Here is a 21,965-nt window from a genome sequence, read left to right on the forward strand (position 1 = left end):
GCGTCAGCCGATCCAGGTGTCGTGGAGCTGGACACGGCTGGAGGCGTCGAAGTCGAGGTGGTGCACCTTCTTCGACACACCCAGCTGGGTCTGCAGCTCGACCACCGGCGCGTAGTAGGCGTTGCGCACGATCAACCGCTGTGCCTGGGCCACCAGTTGCCTGCGCTTGGCCGCGTCGAGGCTCGCGGCCTGCTCGGTCAGCGCCGTGTCGAGGGCGCTTGCGGGCAGGCGGTAGAAGTTGGCCAGCTTGGTGGAGAAGGAGCTGCGCAGGATGTCCGGGTCGGCGCGGGTCACGTTCCCCCACACCGCGTCGAAGTCACCCGACTGGAGCGTCGCGGAGAACTGCGTGACCTGGAGCTGCTTGAGGACCACGTCGACGCCGACGGCCTTGAGCTGCTGCTGGACCAGCTCCAGCGCGGGCTGGTTGGTGGCCGCGTTGGGGAACCAGGTGACGGTCAGGCGCAGCTTCTTGCCGCCCTTGGTGCGGATGCCGTCACTGCCCGTCTTCCAGCCGGCCGAATCGAGCAGGGACTTGGCCTTGGCCGGGACGAAGGCCAGGTCGGAGGCGAGGTCGGTGTAGTCCGGCGTGGTGTGCGCGAGGACGCTGGTCGCGGCCCGGGTACCGGTCGGGAACACGGTGCCGGCGATCTGCTGCCGGTCGACGGCGAACCGGATCGCCTGGCGCACGCTGGCGTCCTTCAGGAGCGGCCGGGCGTTGTTGAAGCCCAGACCGAACACCACGCCGGGGTTGGCCCGTCGCTGGAGGGTGACCAGACCGCCCCCGAGCGCGGCCTCGTTGGCCCTGCCCACGTTGCTGATCGCGTCCACCTGGCCGGACTGCAGACCGCCGGTGCGCACGCCCGCCTCCGGTACGACCTTGAACACCAGCCTGTCCAGATAGGCCTCGCCCTTCTTGGACCACAGCGCCGAACCCCAGTCGTACCCGGTCCGCTTGGCCAGGGTGATCGACTGGTTCTGCACATACTGCTTCAGCACGAAGGGCCCTGACCCGATGACCCCGCCGCTGCACTTCTGCTGCGGGGTCTTCTTCACGCTCGCCGACGCCTCGATGCCCAGCGAGTGGGTCGAAGTGGCCTGGAGAAACTGGGCGTTGGGCTCCTTGAAGGTCACCTTGACGGTGAGCGGGTCGAGCACGGTGGTGCTCTTGACACCACTGAGATAGCCCTCGGCGAGGGTCCCCAGGGCGCCGAGCCGCGGCACGGCGTCGAAGTTGTCCTTGACCACCTGAGCGGTCAGCTTCGACCCGTCGCTGAAGGTGACACCGGACCTCAGATGGAAGGTGAACGCCGTCGCGTCGGAGCTGACGTCCCAGCTCTTCGCCAGCCACGGCACGATCTTTCCGGTCCTGGGGTCCTGGTCGGTCAGGGAGTCCACGATCTGGCGCGCCGAGTAGATGGTCTCGTTGCTTCCGGCCTGCTGGGGATCCACGCAGCCGGCGTCCGAGCTCACCGCGAAGGTGAGGGTGCCGCCGGACTTCGCCCGGCCGGCGCCGGGAGCGGAACCACCGCCGCCCGATCCGCAGGCGGTCAACAGGACGCTCGTGGTCACCAGGGCGGTCAGTGCCGCCCAACGGGAGGACCTGACATGGGGAAGTGCTGTCACGGAGGGTTTCTCCTACTCGTGTCACCAGCCGCGGGGTGCCGTACGAGACACGCCGCGCAGGGGTGTGCGGCCCCGGCCGGCGCGACGCCGGCGGCGGGGACGCTGTGCAGACAGGGATCAGGTGGAGACGGGCATCAGGTGGAGACAGGGATCAGGCGCAGAAAGGTGCGGCGACGAACGGCGCCGGACTGCGACCAGCGGCGGGACGGCCCCTCAGGCCTGACAGAGACAGCTGGTCGAGCGCTTCAGATCGATGTGACGGCGACGCGAGAGCCGGGAGAACACCGTGGCGTCGGCCGGACGGGCAGTGAGGTCACCACCGTGCCGCATACCAGTCCTCCCACGGGTCCGGCCCCGGTCATGGGGCCACGCGCTTGCGGAGATCGCCGGTGATCCCGCCGGGCTTTCACCTGGAGCACCCCACCGCGCGGGAGGGTTGCCGGTCAGCCAGCCAGGGCTTGACGCTGACACTCAATGCCATGCGTGATCGTACGGAGCGCTCTCGTCGTACGTCAATGCCGGAGCCGGGAGCCTGCGGGAGGCTTGGCCGCAACTAGCCGAGTTTCCGCAGCACTTCGGCGATGTTGGCTCGGTAGGTGTGCAGTGCCCGAAGTCCGGCGGTGTAGCGGTCGCGATGGCGGGCGATGTCCGCTGCCTGCTTCCGGGCCTGTACGGCGTGCCAGATCTCGGCCGTGTGGTGGCGGCGCTTGCAGGTGACGTCCGCGACGGCGGTGGCCCGCTCCCGCTGCGTGTGCCGGGTGTTGCCGCTGTTGTCGCGCTGCCAGGCGTGGTCCGTGTACGCGGCGCCGGGGTCCGGGTAGCGGGCGAATCCCTGCGCCGCCACACAGCGGGACCACTGGTCCCAGGCCGCGCGCAGGCGCGGGTCACGCTTGACCGCCTTGTCGACCTCGATGGCCCGCCTGCCCGCGTAGAGCCAGTCCCGCTTGACGTCTATGCCGTGCGTCAACCGCCGCTCCGCCTCGGCGTTGCAGGCGGGCCAGTCCGCGTACTCGGCATCGGTCATGCGGCGGCCGGTCGGCCGGGGGACCGGATGCTGTGCGGGGTCCCAGCCGTAGCCCCAGCGGCGGGCGGCGTCCAGATCGAGGACGCCGTAATCCGTGCCGACCGCGACGGCGACGAAGGGGTCCGTGGGGTAACGGGGGTCGAGCGGGAAGTCCGGGTGGCCGCGGTCCGCCATGCACTGCCGGACCAGCAGGGCCGATGCCCGCTGGGACCGCTGGTAGTCCTGCGACGTGTACGCGTAGCGGTCGGCCGGCAGGGGGCCGAGGTCCGAGGCCGTGCGTACGAGCCCCGGACGTTCCGGGCCGGAGGCGCAGAACGCCACCACCACTGTCACCGCCGCCGCGGCACCCAGCCGCCACCCCCGTCGCGCCATGGCCAGGGATGTTAGCGGGTGGCGCGCACGCGGTCGGCGGCGGCCCGCACAGACGTGATGTCACCGCCGCGTCCGACCGGCCCCCCGCGCGCCGGGGACGCGAAGGGGGAGGCCGGGCGAGGCCTTCGTCATCGCCGACGGACCCACGCGCGCACGGACGGCCAGGCATGCACGGCGACTGCGGGAGGAGGACCGCTCAGTCCCGGCTGATCGGGTGCAGCAGGGGCCGTCCGGTGGCGAAGCGGTGGACCTGCTCGACGATCAGGCGCTCGGCGCGCGGGCGGAACGCGGCGGAGCCGCCCCCGACATGCGGGGTCACGAGAACTCCGGGCGTGTGGCGCAGGGGGTGGCCGGCGGGCAGCGGTTCGGGGTCGACGACGTCGAGGGCGGCCCGGAGCCGCTTGCGGGCGGTCTCGGCGAGCAGGGCTTCGGTGTCCAGCGTGCGGCCCCGCCCGATGTTGACCACCAGGGCACCGTCGGGCAGTGCCGCGAGTTCCTCGGCGCCGAAGAGACCCACGGTGCCGGGATTTTCCGGCAGGACGAGTACGACGATGTCGGTCCGGGGGAGCAGGCCGGGCAGGTCGGCGACGGCGTGGACGCCCTCGTCGGGCCGTGGCCGCCGGGCGACGCGGGTGACGTGGGCCTCGCAGGCGAGCAGGCGCCGTTCCAGGGCCGCGCCGATGGAGCCGTAGCCCACGATCGTCACGCGCGCATCGGCGAGGGAGCGCGTGAAGTGCGGCTCCCAGCGGTCGGCGTGCTGGTCGGCGACCCACTGCGGCAGGTCGCGCTGCGCGGCCAGGATCAGGGCCAGGGCGTGTTCGGCGGCGGAGGCGTCGTGCAGCCCCCGTCCGTTGTGCAGGCCGACCCCGGCGGGCAGATGGGGCAGGAGCTTCTCGACGCCCGCGCTGAGCGACTGCACCGCGCGCAGCCGCGGGAGCCGGGGCAGGAGGCGTATCGCGTCGGGCACGGCGTACGGCATGACCCACAGGCCGATCCCGTCGAGCACGTCCTGGCCCGGCTCGCTGTGCGGCGTCACGCCGTCCCAGACGTGCACCTCCACACCGGGCGGCCAGGGTCCGTACCGGCGGTCCAGATCGGGCCAGGGAAGCAGCACACCGGTGGCGGTCTGGTGAACGGCTCTGGTCATCGGGCTCTCCTTCTTCTACCGTGTTTCCGTCCAGTGAAACATTTTCCACCTCACGGAAAACAGGGGGTCAGGGATGACAGCGACGTCTCCTGCCACCGAGACCGCCACGAGCGGGTCGGGCCCCGGGTTCTGGCGGTCCGCCCGCGCCCGGTACCTCATGCCGGTCGCGTTCGTCACGTACTCGCTCGCCTATCTCGACAAGTCCAACTACGCGATCGCGTCCGCCGGTGGCATGGCCGACGACCTGCGGCTGTCCGCCGGTACCGACTCCCTCATCGCCGCGTCGTTCTTCCTCGGCTACTTCTTCTTCCAGATACCGGGAACGATCTACGCCGAGCAGCGCAGCGCCCGCCGGCTGGTCGCCTGGTCGACCGTGGCCTGGGGACTGCTCGCCGTGACACAGGGCCTGCTGAGCAGCCCGGCCCAGCTGATCGCGGTCCGCTTCGCGCTGGGTGTGGTCGAGGGCGCGGTGCTGCCGTCGATGGTGATGCTGCTCGGGCGCTGGTTCACCCGGGGCGAGCGGGGCCGCGCCAACACGCTGCTCATCCTCGGCAACCCGGTCACCGTGATGTGGCTGTCGGCGGTCTCCGGCTGGCTGGTGTCGGTCGCCGACTGGCGCGCCATGTTCATCGCCGAAGGCGTGCCCTCGGTGCTGTGGGGCCTGTGCTGTCTGCGGCTCATCAAGGACAGCCCCGAGCGGGCCCACGGGCTGCCCGAACCCGAACTCGCCCTGCTGCGCGCCGACCTGGCGCTGGAACGTGCGGCCGCGCCGGCGGTGACGGGCACCCTGCGCCGGCAGTACAGCCGGGTGCTGTGCTCCCGCCCCGTGCTCCTCATGGCGGCCCAGTACTTCTTCTGGTCCTTCGGCATGTACGGCTTCGTCTTCTGGCTCCCGGCGATCATCAAGAAGGGCTCCGGCGAGGGCATCGGCGCCACCGGCCTGCTCACCGCGATCCCCTATGCGTGCGCGGCCGCCGTCATGCTGCTCAACTCCCGCCTGTCCGACCGCAGCGGGCGGCGCCGGGCGGCCGTGTGGCCCTGGCTGGCCTGCGGCGGCCTCGCCCTGCTCGCGTCCTACGCCGCCGCCGGCGACTTCCCCGTGGCCCTCGCCCTGCTGGTGGTGTCGGGCGTGTGCCTGTACGCGCCGTACGGGCCGTACTTCGCCCTCGTCTCGGCGCTGGCCCCGCCCGGGATCGCCGGTGCCGCCGTCGCGCTGGTCAACTCCTTCGGCGCGCTCGGCTCCTTCGCCGGGACGTACCTGGTCGGCTGGGTACGCGGCACGCCGCTCGGTGACGCGGGCGCGTTCGGGCTGATGGCCGCCTGTACCCTGCTCGCTGCCGTACTGACCCTGGCCGTCCCCGAGCGCGCGTCGACCGTCCGGCCGGACCCGGTACTTTGATCACGGAGTACCGGGACCACCGCTCCCCGGCGACGCCGGCGGCACGGAACGACGAAAGGCGCACACGGTGACCACACCATCCGGCGACGACATGCTGGGCCGGGGGCTGCGCCTGCTCACCGTACTGGCCGAGCACCCCGCCGGCCTGGGCGTGAGCGCCGCCGCCCGTGCCGCCCGGCTCCCCGTCAGCAGCGCCCACCGCCTGCTCGGACGGCTCGTCGAGGAACGGTTCGCCGTGTACGACGAGGACACCCGGCGCTACGCTCTGGGCTCCCGAGTGCTGGAGCTGTCCCGCGGCTTCCAGCGTTCGCCCTCCGGCTACTCGGCGGCGGCAGAACCCATGCGCCGGCTTGCCGCACGCACCGGTCTGCCCGTCATCGCGGGCGTCCTCGACGGCACCGAGGTGCTGCTCGTCCTCTCCGTCCAGGGCACCCAGCATCTGCAGTTGCGCAGCGCGGAGGGCACCCGCAACCCGTGGCACGCCACCTCGCTCGGCAAGGCGCTGGCGGCGGCCCTGCCGGAGGCGGAGCGCGAGCGTCTGCTGTCCGGCCCGCTGCCGGCGGTGACGCCCCGCACCCTCACGGACCCCGACCGGCTCCGCGCCGAACTGGCGCAGGTCCGGGAGCGGGGCTGGGCGGAGGTCGAGGAGGAGAACGAGATCGGCGTCCGCTCGATCGCGGCCGCTCTCCCTGACGCTCCCGACAGCGCCCGCCCCCTGGCCGTCTCCCTGGCCGCCACCGTCATCCTCACCGACGCCGGTCAACTCCGCGCCCTCGCACCCGGGTTGAGGGACTGCGTGGAGGAGATCGCGGCGCGGGTGTCCGCCTGAGAAGCATCACGGTCTCGGGCCTTGCCTGGTCGGACCCGCTGATGGATCCGGCCAGGCGACCCACCGGCTATTCGGCGAGTGGGGCGGCGTCAGTGGGCACTGCCGCCTTCCCGGGGCGCGGGGTTGCGGTTGTTCCCCCGGTGACGGTGGCTCCGGCCTCCTCCAGCGGGCGGTTGCTCGTCTCCTCGGCCCAGGCCAGGCAGATCAGCCAACCGGCGGCGGTGATCGCGGCGCCGATCCACATGGTCGTCCCGGTGCCGAGGTGGGTCAGGGAAACCGGGACCAGATAGGTTCCCGCCGCGGCTCCGAAGCGGCTGAGGGCGACGGCCATGCCCACGGCGGAGGCGCGGACGGAGGTGGGGAACAGTTCGTTGGGATAGGCCCATTCGAGGATGTTCGGCGCACCGGAGAAGAGGCCGTACAAGCAGAAGCAGAGGATGACGACGGCCACCGGGGCCGAAGGCCAGATCCCCAGGATCAGCAGCGGGGGCACCATCGCCGCGAAGGACCAGGTGATCATCCGCCGGCGGCCGACGGTCTCCAGCGCGCGCATGGCGGGCAGCGTGCCGGCCAGGAAGAGAAGGGTGATCAGGGCGGAGCCGAGGTTGCTGAGATTGCCGCTGCCGAGGCCGAAGGTGCCCAGGATGGTGGGCCCGAAGATGTACAGCGCCCACAAGGGGATCACCGCGCAGGTGTAGAAGAGGGCGCAGAACGCCGTACGGCGCAGGTAGATGCCGCGGAACAACTCCGCGACGCTGCCCCGGCGGGCGGTGGAGGAGTGGGCGGCCACGAGGTCCTCGGGGGAGACCCGGACATCCAGAACCTCGGCGATGAGCGCGCTGGCCTCTTCCGGGCGTCCCTTGGCGACCAGCCAGCGCGGGGACTCCGGGGTGCCGTGGCGCAGGGCGATGACGGCGGCGGACACGAGGGCGGCGCTGGCGAGCATCCATCGCCAGGCGCCGTGGCCGGCGCTCTGGGCGAGCACGTAGCCGACGAAGTACGCGCCCGCGGCGCCCGCGTACCAGGCGATGATCAGCACGCCCATCATCCGTGCCCGCTGCTGTTTGGGCACCCACTCGGTGAGCAGGGAGGTGGCGATGGGATAGTCGGCGCCGATGGCGAATCCTACGATCAGTCTCAGGGCGATGAGCTGCCACGCCGAGGTGACGAAGGCGCAGGCCACGGAGGCGGTGAGCAGCACGGCCAGGTCGATGATGTACATGACCCGGCGCCCCACCCGGTCGGTCACCGGGCCGATGATCAGCCCGCCGAAGAACATGCCGACCAGTGCGGCCACGCCGATCATCGCGGTTTCGGTGCTACCGAGTCCGAGGTCGGCGCCGATGCCGGCGAGGGCGATGCCGATGATCGACAGGAGGTAGCCGTCGAGGAGGGGGCCTCCGCTGCAGGCCACGGCGAGTTTGCGGTGGAAGCGGCTCATGGGTGCTTCGTCGATGGCGGTCAGGTGCATGGCTGTTCCCTGGGGACGGAGGGCGGGGGACGGGGGGTGAGAGAAAGTGGGCGAAGGGGACACGGGTGCTCGGCCAGGAGCACCCGTGTGATGAGCGGTCAGGACAGCGGGTCGACCCAGATCGGCGACGACCAGGCCATCTCGCCGTCCGTCTGGTAGACGCGGACGTAGTACCAGGTGGGACCCTCGGGGCGGTCCGTCCAGCGCAGCCGGTGCTCGCTGCCGCCAAGGCCGGTCAGTCCGCCCACGCCCGGCTGCAGGTGGAAGCGGCCGTCCACCTCGACCGGCACCTCGACCACCCCGTCACGCAACTCGCCCAGTGTGGTGGCCAATTCGCCGTGCGCGGTCTTCACGCGCACGACGGCGTCGTCCGGTCCCGTCAGCGTGATCTCGATGCCACCACGCTGTGCGCCGTAGGGGTCGCCGAAGCTCTTGGTCTGCGCCGACCAGCTGACCCCCTGCTCGCCCGCCTCGGTGATCTCCGGGCTCCAGTAAGGGGTTTGCAGCACCCGGCCGCCCTCGACGGCCAGGCTGCCGCTCCAGTCGGTGGTGGCATGCCCACGGCCCCACTCCAGACGCAGAGGTACGGCGTTCCACCCGGCCGGCAGTCCGAGGCCGGGCGTGACGACATGCACCGTCTCACCCTCGCGTACGACGTCGACGCGGGCGATCTCTCCGTATCCGCGGACGTACGCCTCCAGCTCGACGGGCCCGTCCGTCCTCAGCTCGCCGCCCATGAAGGTGTCGCCGATGCGGAAGTCGACGAGGATGTCGCGGGTGGTGGCGGCGAACACCCGGCGTGCGTGCAGGGCCTCGAAGACCGACCGGCGGTCGAGGCGTTCCGCGAAGGCGCCCACGTAGCTGGCGCCGTGACCGTGGTCGGACGAGGCGATCAGACCGTAGCGGTAGCCGCGGCGCAGGCCGTCCGCGACGAAGGTGCCGGGCAGGGTCCCGTCGGAGTACTGGCGGAAGCAGCCGTCGTCCTCGTAGTTGCCCCGGCATGCCTGGAACACCTCGACCAGGCGCATGGCTTCGGGGTCGTAGTAGTCCCAGTCGAAGGGGACCATCGCCGAGCCGGGGTGGTGGGGGATCGTGATGGCCGGGAAGTCCGGGTGCTCGCGCAGCTTGCTCCACAGTTCGGAGGGCGTGGCGGAGCCCTCGGCGTACGAGGAGTAGATGGGCGCCCCGCGTTCGACCGAGCCGAAGATGACGTTCTGGTGCCCGGTCATGCCCGTCCACTCGAAGCCATAGAGCGGGATGAAGCGGTCGTCGATGCGGAACAGGTCGGCGATCTTCTGGATGTTCCACCACTGGTAGTCGCTGCTGTTCTCGGAATGGTCGGTGACCGCCCAGAAGTCGTACTCGCAGATGTCCCAGGAGTAGCGGTAGAAGTCCTCCAGCGAGGGTTCGTCGCCGGAGGTGCAGCGGCTGATGAGCGAGTGGCGGTGCAAGTCGCCCCAGTACAAGGCGAGTTGCTGGTCGCCGACCGTCGTGTGGTACCGGTCGCGTTCGGCGGCGACCCAGGTGCGCGCCTCGCGTCGCCGGGCGCTGTGTACGACGGGCCGTCGGTGCGGTGCCCGCGCCGGGCCGCCGTTGCCCGGTACGACGGCGCCGCGGATGGCGCCGCTGCCGTGCATGCTGTGCCAGATGACATCACCGTGGTGTTCGAGCAGGAAGGGGCACTCGCGTCCGCCGAAGCCCTCCGTCCAGGTCAGGCCGCGTTCCTTGCGGCCGTCGGTCTGCCACGAGACCAGCGCGCCGTCGGGCAGCGGGGCGAGGGCGACCTCCTCCAGGGTGCCGTCGCTGCCCGCGTACGTCGTCGGCGCCGACCAGCCGTCCGGCCCGAGGGTCTGGGTGGCGACCTCCCAGTAGTACGTCATCAGGGGCAGGCGGCGGTGGATGCGGTAGGCGACGCTGAGCCCGCCCCGGGCGTCCGCGGCCAGCCGCGGCAGGCCACCGGGGACCACGTCCAGCTCAGGGGCGAGTTCCCCCTCGGCCTCGGCCACGCCGTCCTCGTCGACGCGCACGACGCGCAGCGACGCGGCGATCTCGGGCAACAGCTCGGGCGGGACCGAGTCGCCGCTGTCCCGCATGCCCTCCGGCTTGTACGGCTGGGACAGTTCGGCCGTGGCACGCAGCCGGGTCGGTCCCGAACCGCCGTGCCCGTGCACGGTGATGACGTCGAAGGCGCACCACACGGCGCCGTCGGCCGTGACCGCCACCGAGGGGTGCAGGGCGTAGTCGCTGCCGGAGCTGATCGGGCGGATCTCCGAGAGGGCGCCGTCGGCGTGCGTGCGCCGTACGACGATCCGGTAGGAGCCGTTGTGGTACTCGGTCCAGGCGTAGACCGTGCCGCCTCCGGGCAAGCAGGCCGCGGACGGATCCCATACGTTCGCCGCCGAGCCGTCGCTGACCAGCCGGGTCGGGGACCAGACCCCGTCCTTCCAGCGGCGCGCGTGGATGCCGAACCGGCCGCCGGTCCGCCCCTGCCAGCACACCTCGACGCTGCCGTCGGCGTGCGCGACCGCTTCCTGGTTGAACGAGGGGTGCTCGGTGGTGCTCACCAGCTCCTCGGGCAGCCATCGCCCGTTCTCGTACCGGCGCGCCCACACGCTCACGGCCCCGTCGTCGGCCCGCGCGAAGCAGACCCAGGCGCGGCCCGCGGCGTCGAACAGCGCCGTCGGACGGAAGCAGTCCGCGGGATCACCGGTCAGCGCCACCGCGTCGGCCTTGCTCGTGGGACCGTCCGTCACAGCGGCGAAGACCCGCTCGCCGGCGTCCTTCTCCCACTCGACCCACGTGTGCAGCACCCGCCCGTCCTCCGCGACCGCCACGGCCGGGCGGGCCGCGGCTCCGGAACCGCCGACGGCGTGACTCTCGGCCCGGTGGTGTCCGGGCAGCCGGGGCGCCTGCCGCAGGGCCGTCTCGGCGGTGCGTATGAACTCCGGGAGCTTCCCCGCGCCCTCGTCCACCCACATGTAGCGCATGGGGTCGGGGTCGAGGAGCGCCTCCACCGCCGACACATCGCGGCAGTCGTCGATGGCCTGCGACAGCCTCCGGTTGAAGGCCATGACGAGTTCCAGGTCGGCCCGTTGCTGCGCGGTGTACTCACCCCGGTGGTGATCCACGCCGCAGTGGTGGTGATGGTGGTGTGAGTGGCCCATGGGCGCTCCTTCCGCTCAGTGCACCACGCTCGCGGAGCGACCAGACGCGGGCAACGAGGGCAGCGACCCGCACGCGAAGAACCTGTCACCGGCAGCGATAGAAAGGATCTATCGCTTGTCAAACTGCGGTATCACGCTGTTCGCACACCGATGCTCCGGCGGCCTCACGGGCCACGTCGACGAAAGCCCGGGCGGCGGGCGACAGTTGTCCGCGCCGCCACATCAGCCAGACCGGCCGGGTCAGCCGGGGGCGGGTCGTCAGGGCCACCGCGCCGCGCCGGGCCGCGTCCTCCGCGAGCGAGCGGGGCAGGAGTGTCGCACCCGCGCCGGCCAGCACCAGCGGGACGACCGCGGCCTGGTGCACGGTCTCCACGGCGATCCGCGGACTTGTTCCCTTCGCACCCAGCGCCTGGTCCATCAGCGCGCGGGTGGCGGTACCGGGCGCCGTCGCCACCAGGTCGAGCCGGGCCACGTCGGCGAGCGCCACCGGCCCGGCCTGCGGAAAGGGCTCGCGGCGCGGTACGACCACCAGGATCTCCTGACGGCACACCTGCAGGGCCTCCACGGCCTTGCCGCCCCACTTCTTGTCCGCCAGCCCCAGTTCGCACTCGCCGGTGCGCACCATCTCGGCGGTCGCGGGTACGTCCGGTGGTTCCACGATGACGATGTCGATCGCAGGGTGCCGCCGGCGAAACACACCGACGAGCCCCGCCAGCGGATCGACCGCCAGCGTCGTCGGCGCGACGATGTCCAGCCTGCCGCCCGCGAGACCGGCGATGGTGTGCACCACCGACCGCGCCGTCTCCATGTCCCGCATGATCTGCCGGGCCGGAGCGACGAACGCCTCACCCGCCGAGGTCAGCGCGACTCCGCGGCCGAGGCGGTGGAACAGGGGCGTGCCCAGCTCCCGCTCCAACAGCCGTATCGAGTGCGACAGCGACGGCTGCGCCACGAGCAAGGTGCGGGCGGCACTGGTGAAGCTGCGGTGCGAGGCCACCGCGAGGAAGTACTCGAGCTGACGGCGTTCCATAGAAGGGTTCTATCGCTACCTCTTCCGCTCCTCCACGCCTCCCTGGAGGTTGGCCCGCGACACCTGGGTCCAAAAAGATTTCGGACGGCGATGTCGAGAACCCGTGATCGGCTCCGTCCCCGGGGTGAACGCGACCAGAATGGGTCGCACTCGCACGAGGAGAGACACGATGGCGAAGTACCTGCTTCTCAAGCACTACCGGGGCGCACCGGCAGCGGTCAACGACGTGCCGATGGACCAGTGGACGCCGGAGGAGATCTCGGCGCACATGCAGTACATGCACGACTTCGCGGCCCGGCTGGAGAAGACCGGCGAGTTCGTCGACGGCCAGGCACTCGCCCCCGAGGGGACGTGGGTCCGGTACGACGGTGAGGGGCGCCCGCCGGTCACCGACGGCCCGTTCGCCGAGACCAAGGACCTCATCGCCGGCTGGATGGTGATCGACGTCGACAGCTACGAGCGCGCCGTCGAGCTGGCCGGGGAACTCTCGGCCGCCCCCGGGGCGGGCGGCAAGCCGATCCACGAGTGGCTCGAGGTGCGCCCGTTCCTGACCGCGCCGCCCACCATCACGGAGTGACCTCATCCATGGACGAGGCCCTGCTCAGAAGCCTCACACCCAGTGTGCTCACCGTCCTCGTCCGCCGCGGAGCCGACTTCGCGGCGGCTGAGGACGCCGTACAGGACGCGCTCGTCGAGGCGGTCCGCGTCTGGCCCGCCGACCCTCCGCGGGAGCCGAAGGGCTGGCTGGTCACCGTGGCCTGGCGCAGGTTCCTCGACGCGGCACGCTCGGACGCCGCCCGCCGCCGGCGCGAGGACTTCGCCGACGAGGAACCGGCGCCCGGGCCCGCGCCCGCGGTGGACGACACGCTCCAGCTGTACTTCCTGTGCGCCCACCCGTCGCTGACCCCGGCGTCCGCGGTCGCGCTCACCCTGCGCGCCGTCGGAGGGCTCACCACCCGCCAGATCGCCCAGGCCTACCTGGTGCCCGAGGCGACCATGGCGCAGCGCATCAGCCGGGCCAAACGGACGGTCTCCGGCGTGCGGTTCGACCAGTCCGGCGATGTCGCCACCGTGCTGCGCGTGCTCTATCTGGTCTTCAACGAGGGCTACTCCGGAGACATCGACCTCGCCGCCGAGGCCATCCGGCTCACCCGGCAGCTCGCGGCCCAGGTCGACCACCCGGAGGTGGCCGGGCTGCTCGCCCTCATGCTGCTGCACCACGCCCGGCGCGCCGCCCGTACCGCAGCCGACGGCAGCCTGGTCCCCCTCGCCGAACAGGATCGCCGTCGGTGGGACACGCGCCTGATCGCCGAGGGCATCGAGATACTTCAGGCGGCCCTCGCCCGCGACCGGCTCGGCGAGTTCCAGGCCCAGGCCGCCATCGCAGCCCTCCACGCCGACGCGCCCACCGCCGAGGAGACCGACTGGGTGCAGATCGTCGAGTGGTACGACGAGCTCACCCGCCTGACCGACAGTCCCATCGTCCGGCTCAACCGCGCGGTGGCCGTCGGCGAGGCCGACGGACCGCGCGCCGGCCTGGCCGCGCTCGCGGGGCTGGACGCCTCCCTGCCCCGCCACACCGCGGTGGCCGCCTACCTCCACGAGCGCGACGGCGACCTGGCCACGGCGGCACGGCTGTACGCCGAGGCGGCCCACAAGGCCCCCAACCTCGCCGAACGCGACCACCTGACCCGTCAGGCCGCCCGCCTCAACGCCCGCCGAGGTCACTGACGTACTTCGAGTGCTTTTGCGGTGCTGGACGCTCACGTCATGTGCGCGTGTAGGTGACGATACTGACGCCGGAGCCGAAGTCGCGGCGCGCGGCGGGCAGGAAGCCGGTGGGAGCGAACGGGCCGTCGAACAGCGGGATGCCGGAGCCGATGACGACCGGATTGTGCTTGATGACCAGTTCGTCGATCTCGTTGCGGAGCGCGCCGGCCAGCTTGCCGCCGCCGGCGAGCCAGATGCCCATCCCGTCCTGCTCTTTCAACTCGCGCACCAGCGCCGTCGGGTCGTCGGCGATGATCTCTACGTCGGGGTCAGTGGTGTGCAGGGTGCGGGAGACGACGTACTGCTTCAGGTGGGCGTAGGGGCTGGTGATGCCTGCCTTGAGGGCCGGCTCGTAGGTGCCGCGACCCATGATCACGGTGTCGAAGTGCCGGGGCGGGGTGGCGGTCAGGCCGAGCGGCCCGCGGACGTGCACCGGCATCGTCTCGGGATACTCGGCGAGGATCGCCTCTCGCACCTCACCCTCGAACGGAAGGAAGTCGTAACCGCCGTCCGGACCGGCGATGTAGCCGTCGAGGCTGGCAGCGACGTAGTAGGTGAGCTTGCGCATCCAGGTCTCTTTTCGCTGTAGACGTCATGGCGGAGCCGTCTGCCCGCCTCACTTGATGTACTCTGATTGAAGTGGTCCGAACGTAGTACTTCAACTGCAGTGCTGTCAATGAGTTCTCCGAGGAGCTGTCGATGCGTCAGAACCCGGCCCGCCGTACCGCTTTGCTCGATGCCGCCATCGAGGTCCTCGCCCGCGAGGGCTCTCGGGGCCTGACGCTGCGCGCCGTCGACAAGGAGGCCGCCGTGCCCACCGGGACGGCGTCCAACTACTTCGCCCACCGCACCGACATGCTGGCCCAGGTGATGAGACGCACCCGCGAGCGTCTGACCCCGGATCCGGCCGAACTGGCCGGCACGCTGGACGCCGAGCCGTCGCATGAGATGGTCAGAACTCTGATGCTGCAACTGGTCGACCGCATGCGCCGCGACCGCAGCAGTCACCTGGCCATGCTGGAGCTGCGCCTGGAAGCCACCCGGCGGCCCGAACTGCATGCGGAGCTGGCGCGCTTCTTCACCGCCGAGCTCGACGCCAACATCGACTTCCACCTGGGCCACGGCCTGCCTGGCGACCGCACCGGCGTGGTCGTGCTCTATCTGGCCATGCTGGGACTGATCGTCGACGACCTGACCGTCCCCGCGCTCCTCGCGCCGCACCAGCTAGACGCCCTGATCGACACCATGGTGACGCGCCTCCTCCCCGTATAAACGTGTTCAGAAGGCCGAAACGCTCAGGAGTTCACAACAGGCTCTGAGCTTGTTCTTCAACCTTCGGCTGCGCCGTGGCGGGTGCTCCTCGACGTGTTGCGGCTGAGCTTTGCGAGGCAGGCGTCCAGCGGCTGGAGTCGCCCCGGCAAAGATTCTCGAAGGTCCCACCACCGGATGGCCGCGATCTCGTCGTCGGGGCGAAACGACCGCGAGACGCCAGCGGCTCTGCCGACGAACAGGGCGCCGTGTTCGGCCCGTTGGTCAGGCGCCAGAGCGAAGCTCGCGAAGCCGACGAAGCGGAGCTGCCCGTCGGGCACGTGGTTGGTTACTTCCAACAACTCGCGCGCGGCTGCCAGCGGTGGGGAGTGGGGAGCAACCACCTCGACATGATGCCCGCCCGGCTCCGACAATAGCCCGAGTCATGCGGTACCGCTCTGGGAGATCGTCGAGTCCCGGTTCCTGTTACATGCCGACCGGGCTGCCGGCCGGCTCGATCACGGCCCGGCTCATGGAGGTCAAATCAACTGTGTGGACCGAAGTCGTTGCTGCCCTGCCCGGCACGGTCGTCCCCCAACCCCCTGCTTCGGAGTCCTCACTGATCCGCTGTGCCACGGTTCTCGGCCAGCCTCTGCCTAGGGATCTCGCCGCCCTACTTCGAGAGAGCAACGGCATCGAGGGGGAGTACGGAGACGGGCTCGTCTGGTCTGCCGACCGTATCGCTTCCGAGAACCAGACCCTTCGTGAGGACACCGGGCTCGCCGCCCTTTACATGCCGTTCGATCCACTGCTGTTCTTCGCGGACGCGGGGAATGGAGACCTCTTGGCGCTCCTCTCCAGGATCGGCAGGCCCGATGTCTTCGCCTGGAACCACGAGGACGACAGCCGAACCTGGGTGGCACCGAGCCTGGCCAAGTACATCGAATGGCGGCTGACAGGGCAGATCGAGCTGTAGCACTACGTCTCACGGCTCACCGGTCGAGGTGACATGACCTTGGCGTGGCTCGTGTGATCACGACACCGAAACCCTCCTGGGTGGCGCCTGCCGCCGGCCCGACGCGCTCAAGGGTGTCGTTCCGAGTAGCGTAGGAGCCACGACGTGCTGCTCGGCCGCCTTCCGGTGTGGGCCTCTCCGTGGTCCCCGATGCGCGTCCGCTGCTGGCCGTGGGGTGCCATTTCCCGTGCGGCTCGGGCACTGAATTCCATGCAGCACGAATTTCGCAACAAGTGCTAGAGAGGCAATCATGGCCTTTGCCACTGCCAAGGATGGCACTCACATCTATTTCAAGGACTGGGGATCGGGCCCGGCGGTCGTCTTCTCCCACGGCTGGCCTCTGACCGCGGACGCGTGGGATCCGCAGCTGAAACTGATGGCGGACAACGGCTTCAGGGCCGTGGCCCACGACCGGCGCGGAGGCGGACGCTCGGACCAGCCGTGGCAGGGGAACGACCTCGACACGTACGCCGATGATCTGGCCTCGGTCATCGAGGCTCTCGACCTCAGTGACGTCATCCTGGTCGGCCACTCGACCGGTGGGGGAGAGGTCACACGCTATATCGGCCGGCACGGCTCGGGCCGCGTCACCAAGGCGGTCCTGCTCGGCGCGATCCCGCCGCTGATGGTCAAGACGGAAGCGAACCCGGAAGGGCTGCCGATCGAGGCCTTCGACGAGATCAGAAAAGGCGTCCTGACGGACCGTTCTCAGTTCTACAAGGAACTCAGCGCTCCCTTCTACGGCGCCAACCGCGAGGGATCGACCGTTTCTCAGGGGACCCGCGACGCGTTCTGGCTCTGGAGCATGTCAGTGGGTATCAAAGGCGCCTACGCCTGCGTCAAGGCGTTCTCGGAGACGGATCTCACCGAGGACCTCAAGAAATTCGACATCCCCACGCTGATCATTCACGGCGACGATGACCAGATCGTTCCCATCGTGGCGTCCGCGAACAAGTCGTCCAAGCTCGTCAAGGACGTGACCTTCAAGGTCTATCCGGGTGCTCCGCACGGGTTGTCGATGGTCCCCGAGTTCGCGGAGAGATTCAACGCCGACCTCCTCGCATTCGCACGCGGCTGACCGGTCACGCCGCGTCGCTGCTGTCAGGCGTCGCCGCCGAGCGCTCGTGGCCGGGGACGCTGGCCATGATCCCGACGGAGGACCGCATGCCGGTCACTCGGACCAAGGTGAATCCATGACGCGTTCGACCATGCTCGTGCGCCGGAAACCTGGGATGAAGTGCTCCAGCACGTCCTGGTTCACGGTTCCGTAGGTGGTGTCGGGACGGTTTTTGAGTCCTTCGACGAAAGCCTGCAAAAACTCGTTCTTGAAGTCGCCCCGTGGATGGACGGCCGTGATCTCTTCGACCTCTCCGGGATCCATCCTGTCCAGTCCCAGACCGATCACATCGGTCAGTACCCCATAGTTCGTGGCCGCGATCTCCGGTCCCAGGCGGCCCGGAATTTCGGGCGTCGTGTGCAGCGCGATCGCCATCCATACCGTGTCGGCGGCCATCGTCGACAGACCATGGCCGAGCAGGAAATTCCGCGCGTGGTCGGCGCCGTCGATCTCGAACCGCTGCTCCTTGTCGGAAAACGGCGTCAGGAGGCCGGAATCGTGGAAAAGCGCCGACAGGTAGAGCAACTCGGGATCGGGTTCCAGACCGAGTTCGCGAGCCTGGATGGCACCGAAGAAGTAGACGCGCCGGGAGTGGTGGAAAAGAAGGGGACTGGTTGTCTCCCGGATGTGCCGGGTGGCCTCGGCGGCCGCCGGGGTGTCGGGAACCTGAACGCCTGCGACGATTTCGGTCATGAGGTCAGACCCTTCCGGTATCTTTTTCGTACTGCACTGGACGGATGCGTTCCTCCACGGTGCCGACCATCGGGCCTTCCGCGCCGCCTCGGTCCGGCCGTGAACCACCCGAATCCAGACAGGGGAGAAAGGTGACGATGAGCTCCCACACCCATCGGGTCGTGATCCTGGTGTACGACGGCGTCAAACTGCTGGACGTCGCCGGACCCGCCGAGGTGTTCACCGAGGCGAATCGGCTCGGTGCCCACTACCGCGTCGTACTGGTGTCACCGAGCGGTGCCGACGTCGTCGCATCGAACGGGATCCGGATCTCGGTCGCCGGCGACGCCGAATCCGAAGGGGCCCCTCACACGTTCCTTGTGGCCGGCGCCGACGTCTACCCAAGTACCCCCGTCGCCCATGATCTGGCCAAGGCCGCTCGAATCCTGTCCACCCAAGCGACGAGGACCGCCTCGATCTGCACGGGAGCCTTCGTTCTCGGCGCCGCTGGTCTGCTGGAAGGCAAGCGGGCGACCACCCACTGGAAGGTCACGGATCAGCTCGCCGCGCGCTGCCCGAGCACCCGCGTGGAACCCGACGCGATCTATGTACGAGACGGCGCCGTCTACACCTCGGCGGGCGTCACCGCCGGCATCGACCTGGCACTGGCCCTGGTGGAGGAGGACCACGGCCCCGACCTCACTCGCGACGTGGCCCGCGCCCTGGTGGTCTACCTGCAGCGGTCGGGCGGCCAGTCGCAGTTCTCCGCCCCGCTGCAAGGATCACCGCCCCGCACACCGGCACTGCGCAAGATCACCGACCTGGTGACGGCGGATCCCTCGGGTAACCACTCACTCGGTGAGCTCGCCAGGCACCTCAACGTGAGCCCTCGCCATCTCACCCGGCTCTTCCGCGACGAGCTGTCCACCACCCCGGCCCGCTACGTGGAATCGATCCGCTTCGACATGGCGAAGGCCCTGCTCGACCAGGGGTACACCGCCACGCAGGCGGCCGCCCTCGCCGGCTTCCCCAGCTACGAAAGTCTGCGGAGAGTGTTCGCCAGGGAGCTGTCGATCAGCCCCGCGGCCTACCAACGCCGCTTCGCCACGGCACGCCGCGACGACGGCGGGTAGACCCCCAGGCCTCGACGACCACGGTTGAGTCGGGCAGACAGGCGGTCGACGTCCGGCTCAACCCAAAGGCGGCCACCTCTAGGGTGTTGATCGCGGAAGTCGACTGATCGGCCCGGAGGTCCCATGCCCCTGCAGGTGAAGTTGGTCGCTATAACGCTCGATTGCCCAGATCCGCTGGCTCTGGCGTCGTTCTATCAGCAGGCCACCGGACTTGAACCCCACCCGAAGTCGGACGCCGAGTTCGCCGGCCTCATGGGTGAGTACGGCCTCTTCATCGGTTTTCAACGAGTCGACGACTACCGGCCTCCGAGCTGGCCCGACCAAGTCGTTCCCCAGCAGCTTCACCTCTGCTTCAAGACCGAGGGCGACCTGGACGAAGCAGAAGCCCAGCTGCGAAAACTGGGTGCGGGCAAGCCGGATCACCAGCCTCACGAGGACACGGCGCGGGTCCTCACCGACCCCGCTGGGCATCCCTTCTGCATCAGCACACGCTGATTGCCGGCTACGCGCTTTGCCTCGTCTTCTCGATGCCGCCGTACCGCACCGTGGCGATGCGCTCCTGGCGTTTCGGTGAGCGGCAGGTGGCGTTCAAGTGGTGGACACGCCGTTTCAAGGTCGTGTGATCAAAGTTGGGCGTCGTGCCTGTCTCACTCTCGCGTACCGGTGTCGCCTCCGTATGCGCCGCGGCTTTGATGTGTTCAGGGCTGCTCGTCACAGGGGTGCTCGCCGCGCAGCCCGCGGCTGCCACGGCCCCGGCCGGTTACCAGAACGTTCGGATCAACGAGGTCACGTCGTCGGGCGACGACACGGTGGAGCTGTACAACGCCGGCTCGGCCGCGGTGAGCATCAGCGGCTGGAAGGTGTCCGACGACAGCTTCTCGCCGCAGACGTTCAGCCCGTCCGCCGGCACCATCCCGGCCGGCGGCTTCGTGACCTTCAACTCGCCCAAGGGGCTGGGCGATTCGGACAAGCTGGTGATCTACACGTCCGATGGCACAGCGGTCGACCGCGTCGAGTGGGCGACCGATGAGGCGAAGCCGGCGATGGCGCGTTGCGGCGGCGACGGCACCGGGGCGTGGGTGACCACGACCGCGGCGACCACCTTCGGCGCCTCGAACACCTCGGGCTGCCCGTCGTCCGTACCGGCGGCGAACCGGGTGCGGATCAACGAGGTCACCTCGAACGGCGCAGACACCGTGGAGCTGTACAACGGCGGCACGAGCGCGGTCAGCATCGCGTCGTGGAAGTACGTCGACAATGACACCAGCCACTCCCCGGTTGCCATCTCGTCGTCCTCGCCGAGCGCCACCAGCATCCCCGGGGGCGGCTATGTCACGTTCAACTCCGCCCTCGGCCTTGGCGACAACGACTCGGTCTTCGTCCTCGACGGCAACGGCAACACCATCGACTCGGTGACCTGGGCGACCGATGGCGCCAAGCCGTCGGACGAGCGCTGCGGCAACGGCACCGGTTGGTTCCGGACCGCCACGACCGCCACGCTCGGCAGCGCGAACTCCTGCTCGGGCAGCGGCGGTGGTGGCGGTGGTCAGACCGGCCAGTTGCTGGGTGGCGGCGGCTCGCTCACCAGCGGCTGCACGCCCGAGGCGCCCACCGGGACGGGTTCCGCCCCGTCGGGCACCCTGGCGTGGCCGGGCGGACCGGACGTCACGATCGCCGACAACGTCTGCGCGTTCACCACGTCCACCGGTCCCGAGGGCCGTGACCTGAGCGGCCTGGCGTTCGACCCGGCGAACCCGTCGGTGCTGTGGGCCGCGAAGAACAAGAACTGGCTGTACAAGCTGGTCAAGAGCAACGGCAAGTGGATCCCGGACCCGTCGTGGAGCGCGACCGGCAAGCAGATCCGCTTCGCCGGAGGCTCCGGCGAGCCGGACTCCGAGGGGCTGACGGTCGGCGGTGACGGCCACGTCTACGTGACCTCCGAACGCGACAACACCGACAACACGGTCCCCAAGGACACGATCATGGAGTTCGACCCGGCCGCCACCGGATCGACGCTGACGCCGATCCGCCAGTGGGACATGACCTCGCAGTTCCCGCAGCTCGACACCGGCAGCAAGGACGACGCCAACCTGGGCTTCGAGGGCGTCGGCTACGTACCGGACAGCTGGCTGACCGCGAACGGCTGGGTCGACCCGCTGACCGGCGCCCGGTACAACCCGGCGAACTATCCGCTGCACGGGTCGGGCCTGTTCTTCGCCGGTCTGGAGTGGGACGGCACGCTGCACGTCTACGGCCTGAACTCCGACGGCACGTTCACCACGTTCGGCACGGTCGCGACCGGCGAGGACTCCGTGATGGACGTGGCGTTCGACGCCGGAACCCAGCGCGTCATCGCCACCTGCGACAACACCTGCGGTGAGACGCACACCCTCATGAAGATCAACCCCAGCGGCGCGATCATTCCGGACGTGACCTACACCAATCCGGCCGTCATGCCGACCGACAACCTCGAAGGTTTCGCGATCGCGCCGGCCTCGACCTGCGTCGACGGCTTCCGCGAAGCGGTCTGGAGCGACGACGGGATCTACGGCTTCGGCTCCGGAAGCTCCTCCTACGGACACGCCCTCTACAGCGGCACCTTCCCCTGCTGACCCGTCGCCCGCAGGAAACGGCCCAGGCGCGGGGCCGCCTGTCCAGGGCGAAACGTGGTGGAGGGACTCGCACCGGGGTGCCCCGCTGCACATCCCAATGGGATAAATCGTCGCTTTAGGGGCACAGTGAAGGTAGTACTACCTGCAGCGGGAGGCAGCCGTGATCGTCCTCGGCATCATCTTGCTCGTCGTCGGCTTCGTCACCGGCATATCCATCCTGTGGACCATCGGCATCATCCTCGCCGTGATCGGCATCGTGCTGTGGATCCTGGGCTCGGTCGGCCACGCAGTCGCCGGCCGTCGGCATTACTGGTGAGGACTGCTTGAAAGGGCCGTAGA

Annotated in this window: 20 protein-coding genes and 1 riboswitch; of the genes, 11 read left to right on the forward strand and 9 right to left on the reverse strand. The window is 69.8% G+C overall.

Going from position 1 to position 21,965, the window contains the following annotated elements:
• Positions 1 to 3: 3 nt before the first annotated feature.
• The 4 genes from AB0950_RS29730 to AB0950_RS29745 all read right to left on the reverse strand — a co-directional run bounded on the left by AB0950_RS29730 (position 4) and on the right by AB0950_RS29745 (position 4,166).
• Complete coding sequence (locus AB0950_RS29730) at positions 4 to 1,623, reverse strand: ABC transporter substrate-binding protein (RefSeq protein ID WP_366779796.1); 1,620 nt, start codon at positions 1,621 to 1,623, stop codon at positions 4 to 6.
• A gap of 213 nt (positions 1,624 to 1,836) precedes the next feature.
• Positions 1,837 to 1,953 (reverse strand): putative leader peptide, encoded by a 117-nt coding sequence (locus AB0950_RS29735; RefSeq protein ID WP_360151834.1) that lies wholly within the window; start codon positions 1,951 to 1,953, stop codon positions 1,837 to 1,839.
• 35 nt (positions 1,954 to 1,988) lie between these two features.
• A riboswitch (SAM riboswitch) is annotated at positions 1,989 to 2,102 on the reverse strand.
• A 74-nt stretch (positions 2,103 to 2,176) separates the two neighbouring features.
• Entirely contained in the window at positions 2,177 to 3,019 is an 843-nt protein-coding gene (locus tag AB0950_RS29740; RefSeq protein WP_360151837.1) for a hypothetical protein, read from the reverse strand.
• Between the two features lie 196 nt (positions 3,020 to 3,215).
• Entirely contained in the window at positions 3,216 to 4,166 is a 951-nt protein-coding gene (locus tag AB0950_RS29745) for a 2-hydroxyacid dehydrogenase (RefSeq protein WP_360151840.1), read from the reverse strand.
• 73 nt (positions 4,167 to 4,239) lie between these two features.
• Between AB0950_RS29745 and AB0950_RS29750 the strand changes: the two genes are divergently transcribed.
• Together AB0950_RS29750 and AB0950_RS29755 are read left to right on the forward strand one after the other, a co-directional pair.
• Entirely contained in the window at positions 4,240 to 5,565 is a 1,326-nt protein-coding gene (locus AB0950_RS29750) for an MFS transporter (protein WP_360569673.1), read from the forward strand.
• Between the two features lie 67 nt (positions 5,566 to 5,632).
• Positions 5,633 to 6,394 carry an IclR family transcriptional regulator gene (locus AB0950_RS29755; protein WP_366779797.1) on the forward strand — a complete coding sequence of 254 codons (762 nt, stop codon included), beginning with the start codon at positions 5,633 to 5,635 and terminating at the stop codon, positions 6,392 to 6,394.
• Between the two features lie 67 nt (positions 6,395 to 6,461).
• On the opposite strand, the gene AB0950_RS29760 is transcribed toward AB0950_RS29755, so the two are convergent.
• The 3 genes from AB0950_RS29760 to AB0950_RS29770 all read right to left on the reverse strand — a co-directional run bounded on the left by AB0950_RS29760 (position 6,462) and on the right by AB0950_RS29770 (position 12,059).
• The gene (locus tag AB0950_RS29760) at positions 6,462 to 7,865 is read right to left on the reverse strand and encodes an MFS transporter (RefSeq protein WP_360151850.1); all 1,404 of its coding nucleotides are present in this window, start codon (positions 7,863 to 7,865) and stop codon (positions 6,462 to 6,464) included.
• Positions 7,866 to 7,963: 98 nt separating this feature from the next.
• Positions 7,964 to 11,029: a DUF3604 domain-containing protein gene (locus AB0950_RS29765; protein WP_366779798.1), complete on the reverse strand. Its 3,066-nt coding sequence runs from the start codon at positions 11,027 to 11,029 to the stop codon at positions 7,964 to 7,966.
• A 118-nt stretch (positions 11,030 to 11,147) separates the two neighbouring features.
• On the reverse strand, positions 11,148 to 12,059 hold the full coding sequence (locus AB0950_RS29770) for a LysR substrate-binding domain-containing protein (protein WP_366779799.1): 912 nt from the start codon (positions 12,057 to 12,059) through the stop codon (positions 11,148 to 11,150).
• 169 nt (positions 12,060 to 12,228) lie between these two features.
• Here AB0950_RS29770 and AB0950_RS29775 point away from each other — a divergent pair, with 169 nt between their 5' ends.
• Positions 12,229 to 12,636, forward strand: a complete 408-nt coding sequence (locus AB0950_RS29775) for a YciI family protein (protein ID WP_360151859.1) — start codon at positions 12,229 to 12,231, stop codon at positions 12,634 to 12,636.
• Positions 12,637 to 12,644: 8 nt separating this feature from the next.
• On the forward strand, positions 12,645 to 13,790 hold the full coding sequence (locus AB0950_RS29780) for a DUF6596 domain-containing protein (protein ID WP_366779836.1): 1,146 nt from the start codon (positions 12,645 to 12,647) through the stop codon (positions 13,788 to 13,790).
• A 37-nt stretch (positions 13,791 to 13,827) separates the two neighbouring features.
• Here the strand turns inward: AB0950_RS29780 and AB0950_RS29785 are convergent, their stop codons facing one another.
• Complete coding sequence (locus AB0950_RS29785; RefSeq protein WP_366779800.1) at positions 13,828 to 14,397, reverse strand: dihydrofolate reductase family protein; 570 nt, start codon at positions 14,395 to 14,397, stop codon at positions 13,828 to 13,830.
• A gap of 131 nt (positions 14,398 to 14,528) precedes the next feature.
• Here AB0950_RS29785 and AB0950_RS29790 point away from each other — a divergent pair, with 131 nt between their 5' ends.
• From AB0950_RS29790 to AB0950_RS29800, 3 genes are all read left to right on the forward strand, one after another.
• Positions 14,529 to 15,101: a TetR family transcriptional regulator gene (locus tag AB0950_RS29790; RefSeq protein WP_366779801.1), complete on the forward strand. Its 573-nt coding sequence runs from the start codon at positions 14,529 to 14,531 to the stop codon at positions 15,099 to 15,101.
• Between the two features lie 466 nt (positions 15,102 to 15,567).
• Positions 15,568 to 16,053, forward strand: a complete 486-nt coding sequence (locus AB0950_RS29795; RefSeq protein WP_366779802.1) for an SMI1/KNR4 family protein — start codon at positions 15,568 to 15,570, stop codon at positions 16,051 to 16,053.
• 289 nt (positions 16,054 to 16,342) lie between these two features.
• Positions 16,343 to 17,170 carry an alpha/beta hydrolase gene (locus tag AB0950_RS29800; protein ID WP_366779803.1) on the forward strand — a complete coding sequence of 276 codons (828 nt, stop codon included), beginning with the start codon at positions 16,343 to 16,345 and terminating at the stop codon, positions 17,168 to 17,170.
• A 93-nt stretch (positions 17,171 to 17,263) separates the two neighbouring features.
• Here AB0950_RS29800 and AB0950_RS29805 read toward each other — a convergent pair whose 3' ends face one another.
• Positions 17,264 to 17,902, reverse strand: a complete 639-nt coding sequence (locus tag AB0950_RS29805; protein WP_366779804.1) for an HD domain-containing protein — start codon at positions 17,900 to 17,902, stop codon at positions 17,264 to 17,266.
• 137 nt (positions 17,903 to 18,039) lie between these two features.
• Between AB0950_RS29805 and AB0950_RS29810 the strand changes: the two genes are divergently transcribed.
• From AB0950_RS29810 to AB0950_RS29825, 4 genes are all read left to right on the forward strand, one after another.
• Entirely contained in the window at positions 18,040 to 19,014 is a 975-nt protein-coding gene (locus AB0950_RS29810) for a DJ-1/PfpI family protein (RefSeq protein ID WP_360151877.1), read from the forward strand.
• A gap of 123 nt (positions 19,015 to 19,137) precedes the next feature.
• Positions 19,138 to 19,509: a VOC family protein gene (locus AB0950_RS29815; RefSeq protein WP_360151880.1), complete on the forward strand. Its 372-nt coding sequence runs from the start codon at positions 19,138 to 19,140 to the stop codon at positions 19,507 to 19,509.
• A gap of 224 nt (positions 19,510 to 19,733) precedes the next feature.
• Positions 19,734 to 21,626: a lamin tail domain-containing protein gene (locus tag AB0950_RS29820; RefSeq protein WP_366779805.1), complete on the forward strand. Its 1,893-nt coding sequence runs from the start codon at positions 19,734 to 19,736 to the stop codon at positions 21,624 to 21,626.
• Positions 21,627 to 21,786: 160 nt separating this feature from the next.
• Entirely contained in the window at positions 21,787 to 21,942 is a 156-nt protein-coding gene (locus AB0950_RS29825; protein WP_360151886.1) for a DUF6131 family protein, read from the forward strand.
• Positions 21,943 to 21,965 lie beyond the last annotated feature (23 nt).

Origin of the sequence: Streptomyces sp. NPDC007189 (genome assembly GCF_040703635.1) — a bacterium.
In the GTDB taxonomy this organism is placed as follows: Bacteria; Actinomycetota; Actinomycetes; order Streptomycetales; family Streptomycetaceae; genus Streptomyces.

Coding starts and splice junctions, on each gene's coding strand:
- AB0950_RS29785 (WP_366779800.1), bottom strand. CDS start 14,397: ATGCGCAAGCTCACCTACTACGTCGCTGCCAGCCTCGACGGCTACATC.
- AB0950_RS29800 (WP_366779803.1), top strand. CDS start 16,343: ATGGCCTTTGCCACTGCCAAGGATGGCACTCACATCTATTTCAAGGAC.
- AB0950_RS29815 (WP_360151880.1), top strand. CDS start 19,138: ATGCCCCTGCAGGTGAAGTTGGTCGCTATAACGCTCGATTGCCCAGAT.
- AB0950_RS29770 (WP_366779799.1), bottom strand. CDS start 12,059: ATGGAACGCCGTCAGCTCGAGTACTTCCTCGCGGTGGCCTCGCACCGC.
- AB0950_RS29750 (WP_360569673.1), top strand. CDS start 4,240: ATGACAGCGACGTCTCCTGCCACCGAGACCGCCACGAGCGGGTCGGGC.
- AB0950_RS29740 (WP_360151837.1), bottom strand. CDS start 3,019: ATGGCGCGACGGGGGTGGCGGCTGGGTGCCGCGGCGGCGGTGACAGTG.
- AB0950_RS29795 (WP_366779802.1), top strand. CDS start 15,568: ATGCCGACCGGGCTGCCGGCCGGCTCGATCACGGCCCGGCTCATGGAG.
- AB0950_RS29775 (WP_360151859.1), top strand. CDS start 12,229: ATGGCGAAGTACCTGCTTCTCAAGCACTACCGGGGCGCACCGGCAGCG.
- AB0950_RS29765 (WP_366779798.1), bottom strand. CDS start 11,029: ATGGGCCACTCACACCACCATCACCACCACTGCGGCGTGGATCACCAC.
- AB0950_RS29780 (WP_366779836.1), top strand. CDS start 12,645: ATGGACGAGGCCCTGCTCAGAAGCCTCACACCCAGTGTGCTCACCGTC.
- AB0950_RS29760 (WP_360151850.1), bottom strand. CDS start 7,865: ATGCACCTGACCGCCATCGACGAAGCACCCATGAGCCGCTTCCACCGC.
- AB0950_RS29810 (WP_360151877.1), top strand. CDS start 18,040: ATGAGCTCCCACACCCATCGGGTCGTGATCCTGGTGTACGACGGCGTC.
- AB0950_RS29745 (WP_360151840.1), bottom strand. CDS start 4,166: ATGACCAGAGCCGTTCACCAGACCGCCACCGGTGTGCTGCTTCCCTGG.
- AB0950_RS29805 (WP_366779804.1), bottom strand. CDS start 17,902: ATGACCGAAATCGTCGCAGGCGTTCAGGTTCCCGACACCCCGGCGGCC.
- AB0950_RS29790 (WP_366779801.1), top strand. CDS start 14,529: ATGCGTCAGAACCCGGCCCGCCGTACCGCTTTGCTCGATGCCGCCATC.
- AB0950_RS29735 (WP_360151834.1), bottom strand. CDS start 1,953: ATGCGGCACGGTGGTGACCTCACTGCCCGTCCGGCCGACGCCACGGTG.